The organism is Stenotrophomonas sp. P5_A8 (assembly GCF_056400545.1).
The window spans coordinates 1-19,354 of record NZ_JBFULB010000040.1 but is presented as its reverse complement, the minus strand read 5'-3'; the positions used below and the strand labels follow the sequence as shown (position 1 = coordinate 19,354).

The 19,354-nt window shown below is 66.7% G+C and carries 17 protein-coding genes; 8 read left to right on the top strand and 9 right to left on the bottom strand.

Features of this window, described 5'->3' with window-relative positions:
* The 3 genes from AC1DQP_RS04985 to AC1DQP_RS04975 form a co-directional block, all read left to right on the top strand.
* On the top strand, positions 1-538 hold a 538-nt coding region (locus AC1DQP_RS04985; RefSeq protein WP_478051198.1), incomplete at its 5' end, for a hypothetical protein.
* An 87-nt stretch (positions 539-625) separates the two neighbouring features.
* The gene (locus tag AC1DQP_RS04980; protein WP_478051197.1) at positions 626-1,375 is read left to right on the top strand and encodes a TSCPD domain-containing protein; all 750 of its coding nucleotides are present in this window, start codon (positions 626-628) and stop codon (positions 1,373-1,375) included.
* 118 nt (positions 1,376-1,493) lie between these two features.
* Entirely contained in the window at positions 1,494-2,171 is a 678-nt protein-coding gene (locus tag AC1DQP_RS04975) for a hypothetical protein (protein WP_457319582.1), read from the top strand.
* Positions 2,172-2,222: 51 nt separating this feature from the next.
* Here the strand turns inward: AC1DQP_RS04975 and AC1DQP_RS04970 are convergent, their stop codons facing one another.
* Both AC1DQP_RS04970 and AC1DQP_RS04965 read right to left on the bottom strand, forming a co-directional pair.
* Positions 2,223-2,792 (bottom strand): metal-dependent hydrolase, encoded by a 570-nt coding sequence (locus tag AC1DQP_RS04970; protein ID WP_457319581.1) that lies wholly within the window; start codon positions 2,790-2,792, stop codon positions 2,223-2,225.
* An 88-nt stretch (positions 2,793-2,880) separates the two neighbouring features.
* Positions 2,881-3,243 carry a DUF1428 domain-containing protein gene (locus tag AC1DQP_RS04965; protein WP_478051199.1) on the bottom strand — a complete coding sequence of 121 codons (363 nt, stop codon included), beginning with the start codon at positions 3,241-3,243 and terminating at the stop codon, positions 2,881-2,883.
* Between the two features lie 696 nt (positions 3,244-3,939).
* Here AC1DQP_RS04965 and AC1DQP_RS04960 point away from each other — a divergent pair.
* Entirely contained in the window at positions 3,940-4,512 is a 573-nt protein-coding gene (locus tag AC1DQP_RS04960) for an OmpO family porin (protein WP_137191825.1), read from the top strand.
* Between the two features lie 125 nt (positions 4,513-4,637).
* Positions 4,638-5,066, top strand: coding sequence for an NUDIX domain-containing protein (locus tag AC1DQP_RS04955; protein ID WP_457319044.1), 429 nt, complete (start codon positions 4,638-4,640; stop codon positions 5,064-5,066).
* A gap of 26 nt (positions 5,067-5,092) precedes the next feature.
* On the opposite strand, the gene AC1DQP_RS04950 is transcribed toward AC1DQP_RS04955, so the two are convergent.
* Genes AC1DQP_RS04950 through AC1DQP_RS04925 form a run of 6 tightly spaced genes read right to left on the bottom strand, consistent with a single transcriptional unit; the run spans position 5,093 to position 13,953 of the window.
* The gene (locus AC1DQP_RS04950; protein ID WP_457319043.1) at positions 5,093-6,196 is read right to left on the bottom strand and encodes a sugar kinase; all 1,104 of its coding nucleotides are present in this window, start codon (positions 6,194-6,196) and stop codon (positions 5,093-5,095) included.
* On the bottom strand, positions 6,193-7,374 hold the full coding sequence (locus AC1DQP_RS04945) for a GDSL-type esterase/lipase family protein (protein WP_457319042.1): 1,182 nt from the start codon (positions 7,372-7,374) through the stop codon (positions 6,193-6,195). The genes AC1DQP_RS04950 and AC1DQP_RS04945 overlap by 4 nt, the downstream gene beginning before the upstream one ends.
* 35 nt (positions 7,375-7,409) lie before the next feature.
* The gene (locus AC1DQP_RS04940; protein WP_457319041.1) at positions 7,410-8,165 is read right to left on the bottom strand and encodes an SDR family NAD(P)-dependent oxidoreductase; all 756 of its coding nucleotides are present in this window, start codon (positions 8,163-8,165) and stop codon (positions 7,410-7,412) included.
* Between the two features lie 42 nt (positions 8,166-8,207).
* Positions 8,208-9,500 (bottom strand): MFS transporter, encoded by a 1,293-nt coding sequence (locus AC1DQP_RS04935; RefSeq protein WP_478051196.1) that lies wholly within the window; start codon positions 9,498-9,500, stop codon positions 8,208-8,210.
* Positions 9,497-11,731 (bottom strand): oligoalginate lyase, encoded by a 2,235-nt coding sequence (locus AC1DQP_RS04930; protein WP_478051195.1) that lies wholly within the window; start codon positions 11,729-11,731, stop codon positions 9,497-9,499. The genes AC1DQP_RS04935 and AC1DQP_RS04930 overlap by 4 nt, the downstream gene beginning before the upstream one ends.
* Complete coding sequence (locus AC1DQP_RS04925; RefSeq protein ID WP_478051194.1) at positions 11,728-13,953, bottom strand: polysaccharide lyase 6 family protein; 2,226 nt, start codon at positions 13,951-13,953, stop codon at positions 11,728-11,730. Before AC1DQP_RS04925 ends, AC1DQP_RS04930 begins: the two co-directional genes overlap by 4 nt.
* 281 nt (positions 13,954-14,234) lie before the next feature.
* On the opposite strand from AC1DQP_RS04925, the gene AC1DQP_RS04920 reads away from it, so the two are divergent.
* Positions 14,235-17,114 (top strand): TonB-dependent receptor, encoded by a 2,880-nt coding sequence (locus AC1DQP_RS04920; protein WP_457320093.1) that lies wholly within the window; start codon positions 14,235-14,237, stop codon positions 17,112-17,114.
* A gap of 90 nt (positions 17,115-17,204) precedes the next feature.
* On the top strand, positions 17,205-17,948 hold the full coding sequence (locus tag AC1DQP_RS04915) for a FadR/GntR family transcriptional regulator (RefSeq protein ID WP_256777014.1): 744 nt from the start codon (positions 17,205-17,207) through the stop codon (positions 17,946-17,948).
* Between the two features lie 21 nt (positions 17,949-17,969).
* On the opposite strand, the gene AC1DQP_RS04910 is transcribed toward AC1DQP_RS04915, so the two are convergent.
* Positions 17,970-18,359, bottom strand: coding sequence for a DUF6165 family protein (locus AC1DQP_RS04910; protein ID WP_256777013.1), 390 nt, complete (start codon positions 18,357-18,359; stop codon positions 17,970-17,972).
* Between the two features lie 238 nt (positions 18,360-18,597).
* Here AC1DQP_RS04910 and AC1DQP_RS04905 point away from each other — a divergent pair, with 238 nt between their 5' ends.
* Positions 18,598-19,239 (top strand): TorF family putative porin, encoded by a 642-nt coding sequence (locus tag AC1DQP_RS04905; RefSeq protein ID WP_457320095.1) that lies wholly within the window; start codon positions 18,598-18,600, stop codon positions 19,237-19,239.
* Positions 19,240-19,354 lie beyond the last annotated feature (115 nt).

The window sequence follows — 19,354 nt, the reverse complement described above, 5'->3', positions numbered from 1 at the left end:
GAAGGCCGTGACCAAGAAGACCGCCGCCGCCAAGAAGGTCGTCGGCAAGAAGGTTGCCGTGGCCAAGAAGACTGTCGCCAAGAAGACCGCGACCGCCAAGAAGGTGGCTGGCAAGAAGACCGCCGTCGCCAAGAAGGCCGTCGGCAAGAAGGTCGCCGTGGCCAAGAAGACGGTCGCCAAGAAGTCGGCCGTGGCCAAGAAGGTCGTCGGCAAGAAGACCGCCGCCGCCAAGAAAGTKGYCGGCAAGAAGGTCGCCACCGCCAAGAAGGCCGTGACCAAGAAGACCGCAGCGGCCAAGAAGGTCGTTGGCAAGAAGACCACCGCGGCCAAGAAGGTGGTCGGCAAGAAGACCGCCGTTGCCCGCAAGACCGTCGGCAAGAAGGTCGCCGTGGCCAAGAAGGCTGTGGCCAAGAAGACCGCGACCGCCAAGAAGGCCGTGGCCAAGAAGACCGTAGCCCGCAAGGCTGCTCCGGCCAAGCGCGCCAGCGCTGCCAAGACCGTGGCCCGCAAGGCCCCGGCCAAGCGCGGCCGCAAGTAAGTCGGTAAGCACGGCGCCTGCCTCCGGGCAGGTGCCGTGACGCGGTCGCAGACGGGTACTCCCTGCAGGCGCACGAGGAACCGCACCATGGCTGTCAGGATCGACCAGAAGATCAAGGGCTACGCCGTGCTCACCCCCGAGGAGAAGACGCGCCAGGCCGCTGCCAGTGCAGCGCCCGCCCTCGCCACCGCCCCGGCCCTGGCACCCTCCGACAACATCGTGCAGATGCACGAGCGCATCGAGCGCCCCGACGTGTTGATCGGCAATACCTACAAGATCAAATCCCCGCTGGTGGAGCACGCCTTCTACGTGACCATCAACGACATCGTGCTCAACCCCGGCACCGAGCATGAGCTGCGGCGCCCGTTCGAAGTGTTCATCAACTCCAAGTCGATGGAGCATTTCCAGTGGATCGTCGCGCTGACCCGGATCATGTCCGCGGTGTTCCGCAAGGGCGGCGACGTGACGTTCCTGGTCGAAGAAATGAAGGCCGTGTTCGACCCGCGCGGTGGCTACTACAAGGCCGGCGGCGTCTACATGCCCTCGTTGGTGGCCGAGCTGGGCAGCATCATCGAAGCGCACCTCAAGTCGATCGGCCTGCTGCACGACCCCGAGCTGAGCCCGGCGCAACGCGCGCTGATCGCAGAAAAACGCCGCCAGTACGAGCAGCACGGCCCGGACAGTACCGCCGACCACGAGGAAGACTTGGCCGTCACCGGCGATGGTACGAGCTTCCCGCCGAGCGCCAGCATGTGCCACAAGTGCAACGCCCAGGCGCTGGTGATCCTGGATGGATGTGCGACGTGTTTGAACTGCGGGTATTCCAAGTGCGGGTGAGGGCGCCGGTGTCGCGCAGTGCCGGTACGGTGAGCCTCACCGCCGCGGGCGAACGACCTCTGTCGACGTAGTCTGTCCACGCGCCCTGCTAGGGTTGCCCCTCGACAAGGGAGACGCCATGCGCGGTCTAGATTTCAGTTCCTGGCAGGCCATGCTTTCCACCCTGGTGGGGTTGGCGGTGATCACCCTGATCGGCGTCGGCATCCGGCTGCTGGTGATGCAGACCCTGCAGCAGCGGCGCGAGCGCGAGAACCGGCAGATCAACGAGCGCCTGCGCACCCTGATCGCCGCCTACAAGGTGCTGGGCGGGTCGTTCACCGGTACGCTGCATGTCGACCCACGGCATCTGCGCGACCTGCACCGCGCCGCGCCGGACGATGCGCTGTCATTGCCCGACGGCGTCGACGCCGGCAGCGATCGCGCGCGGCGCATCCGCGACGCGGTGGAAGCCGCACTGTCGGACATCATCCTGCTCGGCACCGATGACCAGGTGCGGCTGGCCGCGCGCGCGGCCACCGAACTGGCGCAGGGTCGCCCGGTGCAGACCGCTGAACTGGTGGTGTCGCTGCGCGACTTCATCCGCGCCGCGCTCGACCTGGCGCCGATCCCGGCCAGCGTGGCCATCCCGCAGCAGGGGCCGGCCCGTCCCAGCGCCGGTACAAAGGGCAAGGGGGACGGCGACAAGGCCGGCGGCAAAGCTGGTGGGGGCGGCGGCGGTGGTGGCATGGGTGGGATGGGCGGTGGCGGGATGGGCGCCGGGCACGGCGCGGACGACGACAGTGGCCACGCACGTTGAGCAGGCCCGGCCGACCCGTCGGCCATTACGGCTTGCAGCGCCACGCAGGCGTCAACGCGGCAGGCTGATCGACCAGGCGACAAACGCGGCCCAGACCGGCGCAACGCACAGCGCCCAGGTATGCCATCGGCGCAACGCCGCACCGCGCGCCATCACAACCAGCGCGGCAAACACCGGCAGCAACACCCCCAGTTCGATCAGCAGGTTGCGCCACAGATAGACGTTGTCGAACTTCAGCGCGCCGGCACTGGGCAGCACACCCGGCAGGGACACCCCAGCCTGCAGTGGCCAGAACAGCGGCACCGGATGCGCGCCCACCAGCAGATCCAGCAGTGGGTGCGGGGCGCTGGCCGCCAGCAGCCACGGCAGCGCCAGTTGGACGCCAACGGCATTCGCCATCCGGTTCGCGGCCACCGCCGCGATCAATGCGAACAACAGGCTGTGGGTGAGACGCGGGTTGGCGCCATAGCCGAGCAGCCAGATCCCCAGATAGTCCAGGTCCGGACACACCGCGAGGAACACGAACGGCACTATCGCCGCCCGCGAGGGCGCCGGCGCGCGCGCGTTCCAGCAAAGGAAGGCGGTGAGGCCAGCGCAGGTATGGCCGGCAAGGGATGACATCGCGGCAGGACCGATGACCGTAGAGTGGTCAGGATCCTGCCTCTGCGTGGGCGGACGATGGGGCCACTGTGTGGCCCGGATGAAGTCCTTACGTCCCGCTCAGCTCCACCACCGGCACAAAGCCGCCGTAGATCATCCGCTTGCCATCGAACGGCATCAGATTGGTTTCCGGATCCATGCGCGGGTCATCCATCATCTTCTGCATGCCGGCATCGCGGGTGGCCTTGTCCGGCCATTCGATCCACGAAAAAAGCACCGTTTCATCCGCCTTGGCCTCCACCGCACGATGGAAGTCGGTCTGTTTGCCGTGCGGCACATCATCGCCCCAGCACTCCACCACGCGGGTGGCGCCGTGCTCGATGCAGATCGCATCACACATCTGTGCGTGCTTGAGGAATGCGTCCTTGTTCGCGGTGGGGACGGCGATTACGAATCCATCGATATAAGCCATGCCAAGCTCCGGATGGCGCACCGGAATGGGCGCCTTCACTGCATACGACGAATCAGGGGGAGAACGATCGACAGTGCGCCGCAGTGCACTTTGTCGATGTGATGAGGATCGCCCTGAGCCGATAAATTCCAGCAAATTCAACGGGTTGTACAGTACGCAAGCATCCATGCACGTATGGGGTCAGAAAAATCCGAACGCCGACGAGGAAGATCCTGATATCGGGGCTGACGCATTCCATCGAAGATGGGGAGCCGGAAAGGACGCCCACACGAGCGACCTGAGCAACGCCTCCGTTGCGTTGCCGGTGTATCACGGAGGATGGACGCGTTAGCCGACTACTCCCCAAGAGCGGCTTCCCCAACGCGTGACGCCCCGAAAGGGCATCGTCGTGACCAGATTCCAATTTGCTGTTTGCCGATGCTGGCGTATCGCCGCACGGCGCCGTGGCCTTCCCTTGTCGTTCAGCATCAACGTCGCCAGGATCACGCCGCATGCACGCTTCAGCGCTGTTTTCCCGCTGAAATCGCAGCGCGCGCGTATATGCCAGAGCGCAACTGAACCGCCGCCAAAAATTCACTGATATGAAACCTATCGACTTCAGGGCGGGTTGTGGCGAATAACGGAGAATTTACATTCCCGATGCAGAGCGGCGTCCGCGCTGGCTGCAAGCAGTTCACGACAAAAAGGTGTACCCCCATGAAGACTTCGTTGATTGCCCTGGCCCTCGCCGCCGCCCTGCCGTTCGCCGCTTCGGCTGCTGAAGGCCTGTCCTACAACTACGCCGAAGGCGACTACGTCAAGACCGACGCAGACGGCGGCAAGGCCGATGGTTGGGGCGTGAAGGGTTCCTATGCGTTCCTGCCGAACTTCCACGCCTTCGGTGAGTACAACCAGCAGAAGACCGACATCGGCAACTTCAAGGTTGACCAGTGGCGCGTCGGCGTTGGCTACAACCAGGAAATCGGCAACAGCACCGACTTCGTGGGCCGCGTTGCCTACAACAAGTTCGACCCGAAGGAAGGCCTGGACTTCAACGGCTACAGCGCTGAAGCCGGTATCCGTACCGCGTTCGGCCAGCACGCCGAAGTCTATGCGATGGCCGGCTACGAGGATTACAGCAAGAAGCACGGCGTCAATCCGGATGGCCAGTTCTACGGCCGCCTGGGTGGCCAGGTGAAGTTGAACCAGAACTGGGGCATCAACGGCGACATCAAGATGGATCGCCATGGTGACAAGGAATGGTCGGTCGGCCCGCGCTTCAGCTGGTAATTCCAGCGTGACCGCATCGCCACGTGCCTGAACGGCGTGGCAGGAAAGGCCCGGCATTGCCGGGCCTTTCTCGTTCTTCGCGCGGCACCGTCGATAATGCGCGTTCTCACACCCAAGGCTCCCGCATGACCACGCCCTCCGATCCTCAACACCCCCGGCTTGGCTGTGGTGCCGTCGTGCAGCGTGCCGATGGCGCACTCCTGCTGGTGCAGCGCGGGCGCGAGCCGGAGAAAGGCCACTGGGGCCTGCCCGGCGGCAAGGTGGACTGGATGGAAACCGTCGAACACGCGGTGATCCGCGAGGTCGAGGAAGAAACCGGGCTGCGCGTGGCGGTGGAGCGGTTGTTGTGCGTGGTGGACCATTTCGAACCGGCGCTGGGCCAGCACTGGGTGGCGCCGGTGTATCTGGTGCGTGCGCAGGATAAAACGCAGGTAGCGGCAGTGAAGGAACCAGAGGCGTTGCTCGCCCTGGGTTGGTTTACCCCCGATGCGTTGCCCACGCCGCTGACCGTGTCCACGTTGCGCGCGCTGGCGCATCTTTCAATGGCGCACTGAACGGTCGCGCTGCGGGCGGGGCCGGCTCAGCGCTTGGCGGCGGCGCTGTCGCCGCGTGCCACCGCTTCCACTTCTTCCAGACTGGCGCAGGCGTTGTCGCCCGGCGTGGACATTGCCAGCGCGCCATGCGCCGCACCCAGTTCCACCGCGGCCTGTTCGCCCTTGCCGCTGAGCAGGGCGTGTACCACGCCGGCCACGAAGGCATCGCCGCCGCCCACGCGATCGAGCAGGTCGACCTCACGCGTGCGCGAGACGAACAATGTCTCGCGCGTACGCAATGCACCGCCCCAGCCATTGCGTGCGGCGTTGCTGGCGTCGCGCAGGGTGAAGGCCACCGCCTGCAGGTTCGGGAAGCGCTGCAGCGCGCGCTGCGCGGCGGCGTCGGCCGGGCCCACATCCATCGGCGTAGTGCGTCGACCCAGGTCGGCCAGGTCCATGCCCAGGCACGCCGCAAACGAGTACTCATCGCCCACCAGCAGATCGCACTCGGCGGCGATGGCGCAGTTGGCATGCCGGGCGGCATCCGGGTCGGGATGGCTGTCCCAGAGGCTGGCGCGGTAGTTGAGGTCGTAGGACACCGCCACGCCGTGCCGGCGCGCGGCCCGCACCGCGGCGATGGCGGTCTGCGCGCTGTGCTCGGACAGCGCAGCGAAGATGCCGCCGGTATGCAGCCAGCGCGCGCCGTCGCGGCCGAACAGCACGTCCCAGTCGTACTCGTGCGCCTGCAGCTGCGAGGCGGCCGAGGTAACGCGATCGGAGATGCCCAGCGGTGCACGCACCCCAAAGCCGCGCTCGGTGAAGTTCAGGCCCATGCGGGTGTTGCGGCCGATGCCATCGTAGTCGCGCCACAGGATCTGGCCGGTATCCACGCCAGCGGCCTGGATCAGCTGTTGGGCCAGCGCACCCAGTTCGTTGCGCGGCAACGCGGTCAACACCCCGCTGCGGTGCCCGAAGGTGCTGCACAGGCCCCGCGCCACGTTGTACTCGCCACCGCCTTCCCACACGTTGAACTGGCGTGCGTTGCGGATCCGGCCTTCGCCGGGATCGAAGCGCAGCATCACCTCGCCCAGCGCCAGTGCATCCCAGCGCTGGCCGTGCGCTGCGGCCAGCGCGAACTGCTGCGTGCTCATCGTGCCTTGCACCCCAGCAGGCCCAGGTCGATGCCCTCGGCCATGCGCCGGTAACCTTCATCGTTGGGATGCAGGTGGTCGCGGGTAATGTCCTCGGGCAGGTTTTCCGGGTTGGCCGGGTCGCGCAGGATCTGGTCGAAGTCGATCAGGCCGTCATAGCCGCTGCGGCCGCCGCGCATCCAGGTGTTGAGCTGGGTGCGGGTAGCGGCGGCGGTGGGCTCGTAGCGGTCCGAGCCGCCGAACGGGGTGATGGTCGCCGCGATCGCACCGATGCCGTTGCCGTGCAGGCGCTCGGCGATCTGCCGGTAGCCCAGCACCATGTCCTCGGCGTTGCGGCCGGCCTTGGGCGGGGTGCCGCCGTCGTGGCGGATGTCGTTGATGCCTTCGAACACGATCACCTTGCTCACGTTGGGCAGCGCGATCACGTCGCGGTCCAGCCGCGCCAGCGCGCTGTGGCTGCGGCCGTGGTCCATTACCTTGTTGCCGCTGATGCCGGCGTTGACCACCACCACCCGGTCCGGGCAGGCCTGCTGCAGGCGCGCGGACAGCAGCGCCGGCCAATCGCCATTGCTGCCGCGCGTGGCCGTGGCGCCTTCGGTGATCGAATCGCCCAGGGCGACCACCACCACCGGCTTGCTGGCGCGTTCGGCAAGCACCGCCGACACCACGTTCTGCCGGTAGGCGAGTTTGACCTTGTCGCCCACCTCGGCCTGGCGGCCGTCGACGATGCGAAGTGCGGTACGCCGCACGGCCGGCTTGGTCGGTTCGGGGAAATACACGGTGAGCGATACATCGGCCAAGGCCGGCACCGTCATCGCCACCGGGTCGCTGAGCAGGGCGGCGCCCACGGGCACCACCACTTCGCTGCGACCATTGAAAGTGACCAGCTTGGCCGGGGTGGCCGTGCCGGTGCGTTGGGCCGAGGCGCCGCCAATGGTCAGCGGCGCATCGCCCAGTTCATTGCTGATGCGGAAGCGCAGCGCGGTGGCCGAGCTGGCCAGGCGCATGTCCTGGCGCACGGTCTGCCGGGCAAACTGCACCGGGGCCTCCGGCGTGCCGTCCAGGCGGTCCGGTGCCGGCGAGGCGGTCCATGCCGGCACCCAGACCTGGGCATGGGCGGGCAGCGCAGCGGCGCTGGTGGCAAGTGCAATTGAAAGTGCAGTGGTCCAGCGCAGCATGGCAGCCCTCCCAGGCGGTCAGCAGAACATATCCATCAAGAGAAGTAAGTGCCGCCGTTGACGTCCACGTTGGCACCGGTGATGAAACCGGCCGCGTCCGAGGCCAGGTACACGGCCGTGTCGGCGGCTTCCTGCGGACGGCCCTGGCGGCGCAGCGGGGTGTTGCCGGCCACGGCGGTGCGCACTTCCGGCTTGGTGAACTCATCATGGAAGCGGGTGGCGATCATGCCGCAGCACAGCGCATTGACGCGGATGCCGCGCGGGCCCAGCTCCTTGGCCATGGCCCGGGTGAAGGTCATCACCGCGGCCTTGGCGGTGGCGTAGATCGCCGCGCCCGGGCCACCGCCATCGCGACCGGCCTGCGAGGCGAAGTTCACGATCGCACCGCCTTCGGGCATGTGCGGTACCACCGCATGGGTGGTCAGGTAGACCGAGCTCATGTTGAGGTCCATCACCTTGTGGAAGAACGCCTCGTCGATCTCGGCCAGCGGACGGCGCTGCACCATGCCGCCGGCCACGTTCACCAGCACGTCGATCTGCGGGCCGAACGCGGCCTGGGTGGCCGCGACCATGCCGGCCACCGCCTTGGCATCGGTGACGTCGGCGCGGTGCACGATGGCGGTGCCACCGGCCGCTTCGATCTGCTGCAACGTGTCCTGCGCGCTGGCCTCGTCGTTGGCGTAGTTGATGCAGACCTTGGCACCGGCCGCGGCCAGCTTGAGCGAGATCTCGCGGCCGATGTCACGGCCGCCACCGGTGACGATGGCCACCTTGTCCTTGAATTGGGTCATGGAAAACTCCTGTGATGCGTTGGGGGGAAAACGGAAAGGGAATCAGCGCGGTTCGACCGGGCCGTGGATCTTTTCCACGCGGCCGGTCACCAGCCACAGCGCCAGCAGGGAGGCCGGCACCAGCGCGGCCACCAGGATGAAAATCGGTGCGTAGGATTCGTGGGTCATCGCCGGCACCAGCCAGGTGGTGATCAGCGTGCCGGCCACTGCGGCCATGCCACCCAGGCCAGCCACCGAACCCACGGACTTGCCGCTGAAGATGTCGCCGGGCAGGGTCTGGATGTTGCCGATGGCGATCTGGAAGCCGAACAGCACGAAGGCAATGGTGACCACCGCCCATACCGGGTCGGTGGCCAGCACCGCGCCGAGCAGGGCCGGGGCCATGATCGCCCCGCCCAGGGTGATCACCACCTTGCGCGCCTTGTCCACGCTCCAGCCGGCACCGATCAGCCGCYCGGACAACCAGCCGCCACCGAGGCTGCCGATCATCGCGCCGACATACGGCACCCAGGCGAAGATGCCGATCTGCTTGATGTCAAAGCCGAAGGTGTCGGCCAGGTAGATCGGCAGCCAGGACACGAACAGCCACCAGATCGGGTCCAGGAAGAACCGCGAAATCAGGATGCCCCAGGTCTGGCGATGGCCCAGCAGCTGGCGCACGTTGGGCACGTACTCGGCCACTGGCACCGCTGGCTGTTCGGTCGGCGCATCCAGGATCAACGCGCGCTCGGCCGCGCTCACCCATGGGTGCTTGTCCGGCCCGGCGCGGTAGATGATCAGCCACGGCAGCAACCAGATGAAGCCGATCGCACCGATCAGGATGAAGGTGCCGCGCCAGCCCAGCCACAGGAACAGCACCGCGATCAGCGGCGCGGAGATGATCGCCCCGATCGACGCGCCGGCATTGAACACGCCCTGCGCCAGCGCCCGCTCACGGGCGGGGAACCACTCGGCGTTGGCCTTCACCGCGCCCGGCCAGGCACCGGCCTCGCTGATGCCGAGCATCGCCCGCACCAGGCTGAAGGAGAGGATGGAGTGGGTGACCGAGTGCAGCGCGATCGAGATCGACCACACCGCGATCGACAGCGCAAAGCCCAGGCGCGTGCCAATGATGTCGAACAACCGGCCGAACACGAACTGCCCGGCGGCGTAGAACAGCATGAACACCGTGACCAGCAGCGCGTAGTCTTCCTTGGTTGCGCCCACATCCTTGGAGATCTGCGGCCACATCACCGCCAGGGCRTTGCGGTCGATGTAGTTGATGACCGTGGCAACGGCGATCAGCGCCACGATCAACCAGCGCACGTAGGTGCGCGCTTGGGTGGTGACCTTCATTTGCCGTCCTTGCCGCTGCCGGTGTCAAAGCGCTTCCAGCCGCCGTCCCAACGCCAGCTGTGGCCATCGCCGCTCACCTCATGCGCGCCGCCCTTGGACGGGTCATCGGCGATGCCCAGCGTCACGCGCTTGCCGCCGGCCAGGTCCAGTACCAGCACGTCGGCATCCTTGCCCCGGTAGTGGGCGATGCGGTCGATGCGGCTGTTGGCCCCGCGCACGGTTTCGGCGGTGCCGTCGTACTGGCCATGCGGTTCGAGCACGCCATAGAACGTGGTGGCAGCCTGCCCATCCACGCGCTGCAGCAGCATCGGTTCGCGGCGCAGGTTGAACGAGGGATCATTGGCCCCGCTTTCGCCGATCAGCGCACGCGACGGTGCGGTGCTGGCGAAGCGATAGGTATAGAAGCGTCCGTCCAGCAGCCAGGTGAGGCTGCGCGCCTCGCTGCTCGGCTCGCTGGACGCATCGATCCACACGTGCTGGTAGCCGTTGGCCTTGCCCAGCACCGGCCGCGCGGCCACCGCCGACTGCGCCTTGAAGCCCACGTCCATGATGTGGCCGTTGAAATGCAGCGGCAGGTCGTAGCGCGCCGCCTTGCTGCCGTTGACCCGCAGCAGGTCCAACACCACCGGCTCGGTCAGCGCCGGATGGGCCAGCAGCACCTGGGTGCGGGTGAAGCTCACCCCGTCGTAGGCACCGTCCATGCGCGCCGAGGCGATCTGGGTATCGTCGTTGACCGCGAACAGCAGCGGCGTCGGCGCCAGCGCCTGGCCCTTCTTCCAGTCGCCGCCGAAGTGGCTCTGCTCGTTCACCACCAGCGTGTTGTGGGCCAGCGTCTGCCGCGCCCAGCTGTTGTTCTCGGGCAGGTAGATGCCGCCGGCCTTGGCTTCGATGTTGAGGAAGCGCGCGGCGCCGTAATCGGTGACCACGCGCTGGCCGTTGTCGTAGAACAGCCAGTTGAGCTTGTCGAAGTGGCCGTGGCCCATGCCCTGCTTGGTGTTCTTCATCACCAGCGCCTGGCCGTTTTCACCGCCCATGCGCAGGATCGCCAGCGCACCTTCGGTGCCGTCCGGGCCATCGCGCAGCAGCGTGGGCACGAAGGCGAACGGCTTGGCCTTGTCCTGCGCCAGCGCCTGGGCCACCTGCAGGCCTTCGGGCGACAGCAGTACGCGCTTCTGTGCCTTGGCCACCGACAGCAGCCGCGCGTCGCTGGTCTGCGCGTAGGCGATGTCGATGCCGGCTACCAGTTCTTCGGTGTCCAGGCCCTTGTCCAGGATGGCGTCGTTGATCGGGAAGAAGTAGCCGCCGTAGCTGCTCTGCACCAGCGAATCGACGGCCTTGAGCAACACCCCGTCGCGGCGCTTGAAGATGCCGCGCTGCGGCTCGTTGCGCTGGATCGCATTGGCGAACAGGATGAACGGTGCCAGCGCATAACGCTGGTAGTAGGGGCCTTCCTCGTAATAGCCGTCCGGCGAGAACAGCTGGTCCACCTGCTTGAGGAAGCCGGCGCTGCCATCGCGCTTGCTGCCGTTCAACGCCTTGTCCACGTAGGTCGGGTCACGCAGCACGTAACCGGTCATGCCCACCGCCGCCACCGCCCAGGTGGCATGGTTGTGGATCTTGTCGAAGTTCTCCGGCGTACCGCTGAGGAAGTCGGCCATCGGCCGGAACACGCCGTCGTCGATGGTCTTGCGGTCTGCCGTGCTGAGGCTGTCGCGGATCGCGTCGTAGCCCTGCACCGCGCTCACCAGCCACACCGAATCGTTGAGGGTCTGCCAGAACAGCCGGCCGGGAATCTGCCCGCGGCCCTGCGGATGCGCGCCCAGCCCAGGGTACAGTTTGGCGTAGCCCAGCAGCAGGTCGCGCGCGTAGTCGGCATACACCTTGTCGCCGGTCAGCCGGTACAGCGCGCCGGCGGCCTGGATGGCCTGGTAATTGCGCTTGTGCTGTTCGTGGGTGTAGCCGCCGCCCTTGTCCTTGGGCACCGGCACATCGATTCCGGCCTTGATCATGCCGCGCACCAGGCGCTCGGCGCGCTGCTGTTCCTTGGCAAACACCGGGTATCTGGCGCCATCGCTGCGCATCTGCTGCCACTGCGCGGCGGTCACCAATACCGGGGCGCTGGCAGCGGCCGCCGGTTGTTGGCTGCCGGCAGGTGCGGCGGCAACGGCGGGCAGCGCGGCGGCGCTGAAGGAGGCCGCCAGCAGCAGCATCAGGGGCGTGGAACGCGTCATGGCAGGGTCTCGGCTGGAGTATCGGACTGCATCGCCGCGGTGGCGTCGAGCACGTTGCCGTGCGCGGCCAGGCGGGGCTCGCCGACGCGGTGGCTGAAGCGCACGCGTCCGCTGCGGAGGAACTGGTTATCGGTCAGCGTGGCGGTCTGCACGCCATGCAGGCGCAGGCTGGTGTCGGCGGCCACGCCCACGTTTTCAAGCTGGTTGCCGTGCACCCGCAGCGTCGGGCCGAAGGTGCTTTCATCGGTGCCACCGCGATACAGGTTCAACAGCGGCCCGGTGATATTGCGGAACTGCGAATCCACGATGTCCACCTGCTCGGCGTTGTAGGTGCCCAGGTCGTCGGTCTCGGCAGCGGCGGCAATCACGCTGCCGCTGATGTCCTCCACGGTGGTGTTGCGCAGCGCGATGCGCGCGGCCAGGCTGCCCTTGCCGGCGTTGACCACATCGAAGGCCTTGTTGGTGGTCAGCCCGTGGATGCGGCTGTCCTCGATCAGCAGGGTGTAGTTGAACGCCTGGCTGCCCGGGGCGATGCGCACCACCGCGCTGCCGGCCGCGTCCGGCGCCAGTGCGCCGTCGATATCCAGCCCGGTCAGCTTGAGCGAACCGCCGGCGCGGATCTCGAACAGGGCAGGGCGCGAGAACTGCAGGCTGGCGCGCCCACGGCGGGGGCCGATCACGCTGACCGGGTGGTCCACGTTCAACACCTGGTCGATGCGGTACTGGCCGCGCTGCAGCTGCAACTGGTCACCGGGGGCGCTGTTGGCYATCGCGCGGCTCAGGGTGTCCTCACCCGGGGCCACCTTGCGGGTGGCACCGCTGTCCAGCGCGGTGCTGGCCAGCGCCTTGGGATACCAGCTCACGCCGACCTGTTCGCGCGCGATCGGCGCGAGGTCGCGCGGCGCGCCCGCCGCGATGGTTTCCACCGGGTACTGCAGCCCGTTGGCCGCGCGCTGCAGGGTGACCTTCTGCGCGCTCACACCCGCGGGGAAGCCGGGCGACACGCTGGGGCTCTGCACATTCCCACTGAAGGCGATGCCCTCCAGATCGCCCTGGCTGCGCAGCAGCTCGCGGCTGCCATCGCCGATGAACAGGTTGCCGCGCAGGCGGCTGTTGACCGGCATGGCGTTGCGCTCGTCATCCAGGCCCGCACCGAGGAACACCTGGCGCACGCCGATGAAGCTGTTGCGCTCGATCAGGGCATCGTCCACCTGCTCATAGCGGTTCAACGGCGCATCGCGGGTGCCGGCCATCACCGCCAGTGCCGCGGCGAAGTTGTCGCCGGCGATGTTCTCGAAGTAGTTGTCGCGCACGATCTGGTGGCGGTTGATCACCCGCACGCCGCCGGTGTGGGCCTTGTTGTTGCCGAGGAACACGTTGCGCTCGACCACGTTGCCGTGGCCGTGGCGCAGCACCATCGAGCCGCGCGATTCGAAGAACACGTTGCCGCGATACAGGTTGCCGCCGGACTTGTTGGACACGATCTCCACTTCGCCATCGCACTGCTCGAACCAGTTGTTCTCCACCACGGTATTGGAGTTGGACTGCGAGTCGGTGCTGGTGCCCACCCGGATGGTCTCACCGCCGTTGCTGCCCAGGTTGGGGCGCGGGCCGAACCAGTTGTGGTCGATGCGGTGGCGGTTGTCCAGCCCACTGCTGGTGTTGCGCACCACCACCAGGGTRGTGCCGGCGTTGGTCTTGCCCACCAGCTGGTTGTGATCGAAGCGGTTGTCCTGGCCGTACATCCCGACCCAGTTGTCCGACTGCTGGCGGTCCGGCTTGTTGTAGCCGTCGATCACCACGCCGGTCACCCGGCTGTGGGTGGACCACTCCTTGGACGAGGCGCGGAAGGACACCACTTCGCTGCCCGGGGCCCAGCCATCGCGGAACACCAGGTTGGACACCTCCAGGTACGACCCGGCCAGGCGCAGCTGCGACTGGCCGCTGAGGATCACCTTGCCCGGGGTCTGCGCTGTCAGCTTAATTGGTTGACCAATTTTGCCGGTGCCGCGTAGCAGCAGGTCGATGTCGCGCCATACGCCGTCGGCGAGGATGACGGTATCGCCCGGCTGCAGCGCTTTGGTCGCCGTGGCATACCCGGCGGCATCATGGACCAGATGGTCGGCCGCGAAGGCGGGCAGTGCGCCGGCCGCAAGGCCCAATGCCAGGGCGGTGAGCAGCGGACGCAGCGCACGTGGCGCTTGAGAATGTTGCAGAGTCATCGGCTTACCCTCCCAGATCAACCGTGGCATCGAAACGCGAGTCCGGATCGTAACAGGTCGTCCAATGCGTCCGTCAACCACAATCGCATACCACTTTAGACGCATGTGGTTCGCCAGTTGCGCATATTTCTGCTGCATCCGCACATTAAATACCGTCAAAGTGGTCTGCACGAATGTCAGGGGTAGACTTTAGTACCAATTCATTGACATTGGTCCAGTAACCGTGAATCTTCGGGTCGAATCCGTGTAATCGGACGATCCATCCTGGGAGGGAGATCACGATGTTGCATGACCGCCGTACGGCCTCACTACGAGGCCTCCGCCGCACCGCGCTGCATAGCGCGCTGTTCTATGCCCTGTGCAGCACCGCCCTGGTGCCGCTGGTCCACGCACAGGACGCCGCCGCACCGCCCGCACAGCCCACCACCCTGGACCAGGTCCAGGTGACCGGCGTGCGCGGCACCATCCAGACCTCGATCGACAAGAAGCGCGAGGAGACCGTCATCTCCGACGTGCTCGCCGCCGACGACATCGGCGACCTGCCGGCGCTGTCCATCGGTGAAGCCATCGAGACCATCACCGGCGCCTCCACCCATCGCGAGAAGGGCGGCGCCTCGGAAATCTCGATCCGCGGCCTCGGCCCGTTCCTGGGCTCGTCCACCTTCAATGGCCGCGAAGCCACCAACGGCAGCGGCGACCGCTCGGTGAACTTCAACCAGTTCCCGTCCGAGCTGATCAACAGCGTGGCCATCTACAAGACCCAGCGCGCCGACTTCGTCGAAGGCGGCGTGGCCGGCACGGTCAACATGGAAACCGTCAAGCCGCTCCAATACGGCAAGCGCACCATCCAGCTCGATGGGCGCGGCACCTGGCAGGACTACGACAACCGCCTCAAGGACAAGGACGGGGTGGGCTGGCGCGGTACCGCCAGCTACATCGACCAGTTCGACATGGGCGGCGCCGGCAAGCTCGGCATCTCCGTGGGCGTGCAGGCGCTGGAAGGCAGCAACCCGGAAGAAATGTTCTCCAGCAGCTCCACCTGGGTGGCCTGTGATGGCCGCGAAGTGGTCGGCGCCACCCGCAACTGCACCCAGGTGGACGGCAACCAGGTCGCCAACGGCGTGCCGTACTACCTGGTGCCCAGCAGCCGCATCTACCGCCAGTTCATCGAACACGACAAGCGCGATTCGCAGTTCGCCGCGCTGCAGTGGCGCCCCGGCGACGCATGGGAAGTGAACCTGGATTACCAGCACTCCAAGCGCGACTACACCGAAGACCGCTCGGACCTGTCGCTGTCTTCGATGATGCGCAACCTCAACAACCGCGTGGTCACCGACGATGGGGCGCTGCTGCACCACACCGGCAGCACCACCATCGATTCCACCGGCAACTTCCTGGAGCGCAAGGAGGAATACACCGGTGGCGGCTTCAACGTGATCTTCCGTCCCACCCCGGCCTGGACCCTGTCCACCGACCTGTCCTACTCCAACACCGAGCGCGACCAGATCGAGCGCTCCACCCGCCTGCGCGCCGGGCGTACCGACGTCAACGGCAAGCCGGTGGCCGGCATCAAGAACACCCGCTATGTCGACTACACCTACGACTACAGCGGCGATGTGCCGAGCATCACCCTGGATCCGGCGTTCGATAACAACCCGGACAACTACACCGACTCGGCGCTGATCCGCCGCCGTCAGCAGACCCGCGAACACACCATCCGCGCGCAGCGCTTCGATGCCGCGTTCACCCCGGAAAGCGGCTTCTTCACCGCGTTCAAGGGCGGCCTGCGCCACTCCGAAGCCAGCTACACCGACTTCACCGACACCCGCGACATCACCACCACCAATGTCGCGGCCATCCGCGCGGCCAACCAGGCCTGCCGCCAGGCATTCCCGCAGAAGGACTTCCTGGCCAACGCCAGCGGCAACACCATCGACCAGTGGGCCACCTTCGACAGCCGTTGCCTGTTCAAGGCCTTCACCGGCGTGGACGACACCGGCCTGAGCGCGGACCTGCGCGACCCGGCCAACAACGATGTCACCGAGAAGACCAACGCCATCTACCTGATGGGCGACTACAGCAGCGAATGGTTCGGCCTGCCGGTCACCGGCAACATCGGCGTGCGCTGGGTGCGCACCGATGTCAGCTCGGTTGGCCTGCGCAGCGGCCTGGATGTGATCAACAACCCCGACGGCACCATCACCCTGCGCCCCACCGGCGATTTCACCCGCCAGGTGCTCAAGTCCAGCAATGCCGAATGGCTGCCCAGCTTCAACGCGTCCTTCGAACTGCGCCCGGACCTGTTGCTGCGCGTGGGTGCCTACCGCGCCATGTCGCGTCCCGATCTGGCGGCAGAAGGCTTTGGCCGCAGCTTCACCCTGGACGAGGCCGATACCGACTTCCGCAGCGTGGCCGAGGCGCTGGGTAACATCACCGCCACCGGCAACCCGCGCGCCAAGCCGCTGATGTCCTGGAATGCCGATGTCTCGCTGGAGTGGTACGCCAACGCCGACTCGATCCTGTCCACGGCCATCTACTACAAGCAGTTCAACGGCGGCTCGGTGCCGGTGGTGCTGGGCGAAACCTTCGACATCGACGGCCAGAGCGTCACCGTCCCGGTTGAACAGTTGGCCACCAGCGACCAGAAGAGCGACCTGATCGGCTTCGAGCTGACCGGCTCGCACACCTTCTCCTACCTGCCGGGCATCTTCTCCGGGCTGGGCGTGAAGGCCAGCTACAACTACGCCCACTCCAACTTCAAGACCGAAGACCTGCGCCTGGGCGAGTCCACCGACCCGATCACCGGCGTGTTCACCCCCGGCATCGTCGAGCCGGCCAACATCTTCGGGCTGTCCAAGCACGTGGCCTCGGCCCAGGTGTACTGGGGCCTGGGCAAGCTGGACCTGCAGGCGATCTACAAATACCGGTCGGACTATTACCAGCAGTTCGTCGGCGACCCCTCGCAGAACCGCTACGTGCGCGACAATGGCTCGCTCGACTTCCGCGCCACCTACAAGGTGAACAAGAACCTGTCGCTGTCGCTGTCGGCCAGCAACCTCACCGACGAGCCGCGGGTGTCGGATATGCCCATCCTGGGCAGCTTCCGCGAGTACACCACCTACGGGCGGCGCTATTATCTGGGGGTGCGCTACCGCTTCTGAGGTCAGTGGCGCGGTTTTCCAGGACCGCGCCGCTCTCTGAGGGCGCGGTCGCATGTCGGTCCCCAGTCACCGTACAGCCAGGTCTTGATGATGTCCGAACCCCGTCTCTACCAGTCCATTGCCGCTGAAATCGTCGCGCTGATCGAGAAGGGCGAATTCCCGCCGGGCTCGCGGCTGCCCGGCGAACGCGACCTGGCCGAGCGCCTGGGCGTCAGCCGGGTGACCGTGCGCGAGGCGGAAATCGCGCTGGAAGCGCAGGGGCTGATCACCATCAAGACCGGCTCGGGCGTGTATGTGAAGGCGCGCCCGTCGCAGGCCCCCGGCGCGTTGCCGGATGTGTCGGCCTTCGACCTCACCGCCGCACGCGCGGTGATCGAGGCCGAAGCGGCGGCCATGGCCGCCAGCCGCATCACCGATGACGAAGTGGAGGCCCTGGCCGGCCTGATCGCGGCCATGGTCGACCCCACCTCGGGCGAAGCGGCGGCCAGCGAGGCCGACCGCCAGTTCCATCTGTCCATCGCGCGGATTGCCGGCAACCCGGTGGTGGAGCACTGCGTGCAGCTGATCTGGCGCATGCGCAACGAGCTGCCGCGGGTGAAGCAGGTCTACGCCAACGTCTGCCACAATGACGATGACACCCGCGACGAAGAACACACCGCCATTCTCGACGCCCTGCGCGCGCGCGACCCGGCCGGCGCACGCCTGGCCATGCGCAACCACTTCCAGCGCCTGTTCGAATCCATGCTGGAAGCCACCGAGAACGAAGCCCTGGCCGAAATCCGTCGGCGCACCCAGCAGGACCGCGAACGCTTCATGGCCGCCACCGGGCACTGAGCCGGGCGCGGGCAGGGTGGCTTATTCGCCCTGGTACTGCTTTTCTTCGACCAGCGCAGAGCCTGCGATACGGTTGATCTCGTTCTTTACCTTCACCCGCTCGCCGTTGGTGCCGTAGACGCCCCGCGCCAGCTGGATGAATGCATCGTCGAACACCTGCGCCGCTTCCTTGTCGCGCAGCTGGTCCTGGATGTCCCACATGCGCACGTTGATTGCCTTGAGCTGATCCTTGAGCGCGTCCAGCCCGGGCTGGCTGGCCAGCTGCTGCTGCCACAGCGGCCACAGGCCATCGAGTTCCTTGCGGACGTTGGCGTTCTTGCCGGCGTCGCTGATGCGTTCGGCCTTGATTTCCAGGATGGTGATCTTGTCGATCAGTTCGCCAATCGACACCGGGGTCAGGATCGCGTCCACGCCATTACTCGCAACAGGTCAGAGCGCCCATGATAGCGCGCGGCCTTTGGCGCATCGTGGACGCAGGATTTACACGGAATTTGCGCCGATCCCCCGGCCGCGCCATGGCGGCTTTACGGCCACTGCGGAAACACTGCCCACCTCGACGGCGCCGCCGTCCGATGGAGTGCTTACCGTGGTGGTTGAACAGAAAAAAGGGCGCGTCGCGCGTCGCTGCAGCGTGCTGCTGCTGGGCCTGATGCTGAGTGGTGCGGCGGCGGCCGCCGTGGAGGGCAACGCGACGCTGACCTCCGATTATGTCTGGCGCGGCAGCTCGCAGAGCGACGGCGACCCGGCCGCGCAGGCGGGCGTCAAACTCGGCAGCGAGCGCGGCTGGTATGCGTCGGTGTGGGGGTCGGGGGTGTCGTTCAAGCCGGACTACGGCGCACGCAGTGAGTTCGACGTGGTGGCCGGTTGGGGCGGGGCGCTGGGCGTGGACTGGGCACTGGACGTCAACCTCACCCGCTATCTCTATCCGTCCAGCAACGTGGACCTGGACTGGACCGAGCTCAACAGCACGCTGACCTGGCAGCAGCGCTACTGGCTGCAGGTGGGTGTGTCCGACGACGCGCTGGCCGGCGGCCATAGCGGCACTTACGCCCAACTGGGCGCCCGCCTGCCGCTGGGCGAGCAGTGGCGGCTGGAAGCGGCGGTGGGTCACTACTGGCTGGCCAGCGCGCAGGCCGACGACTACCTGCACGGCCAGCTCAGCGCCGTCTGGAAGGTCCACGGCCCGTGGGAACTGCGCCTCACCGCGCACGACACCGACCACGCGGCCAAGCGCCTGTTCCCCGGCAACGCCGGTTCCCGCGTGGAGTTCGCCGTCCAAACCACCTTCTAACGTAGAGCCGACCGTTGGTCGGCTGCTCTTCCCGTAGAGCCGACCGTCGGTCGGCTGCTCCCACCCACCCCCCACAAGCAACCGACCAAACGGCGGCGCTAAGGCGTCACGGCGC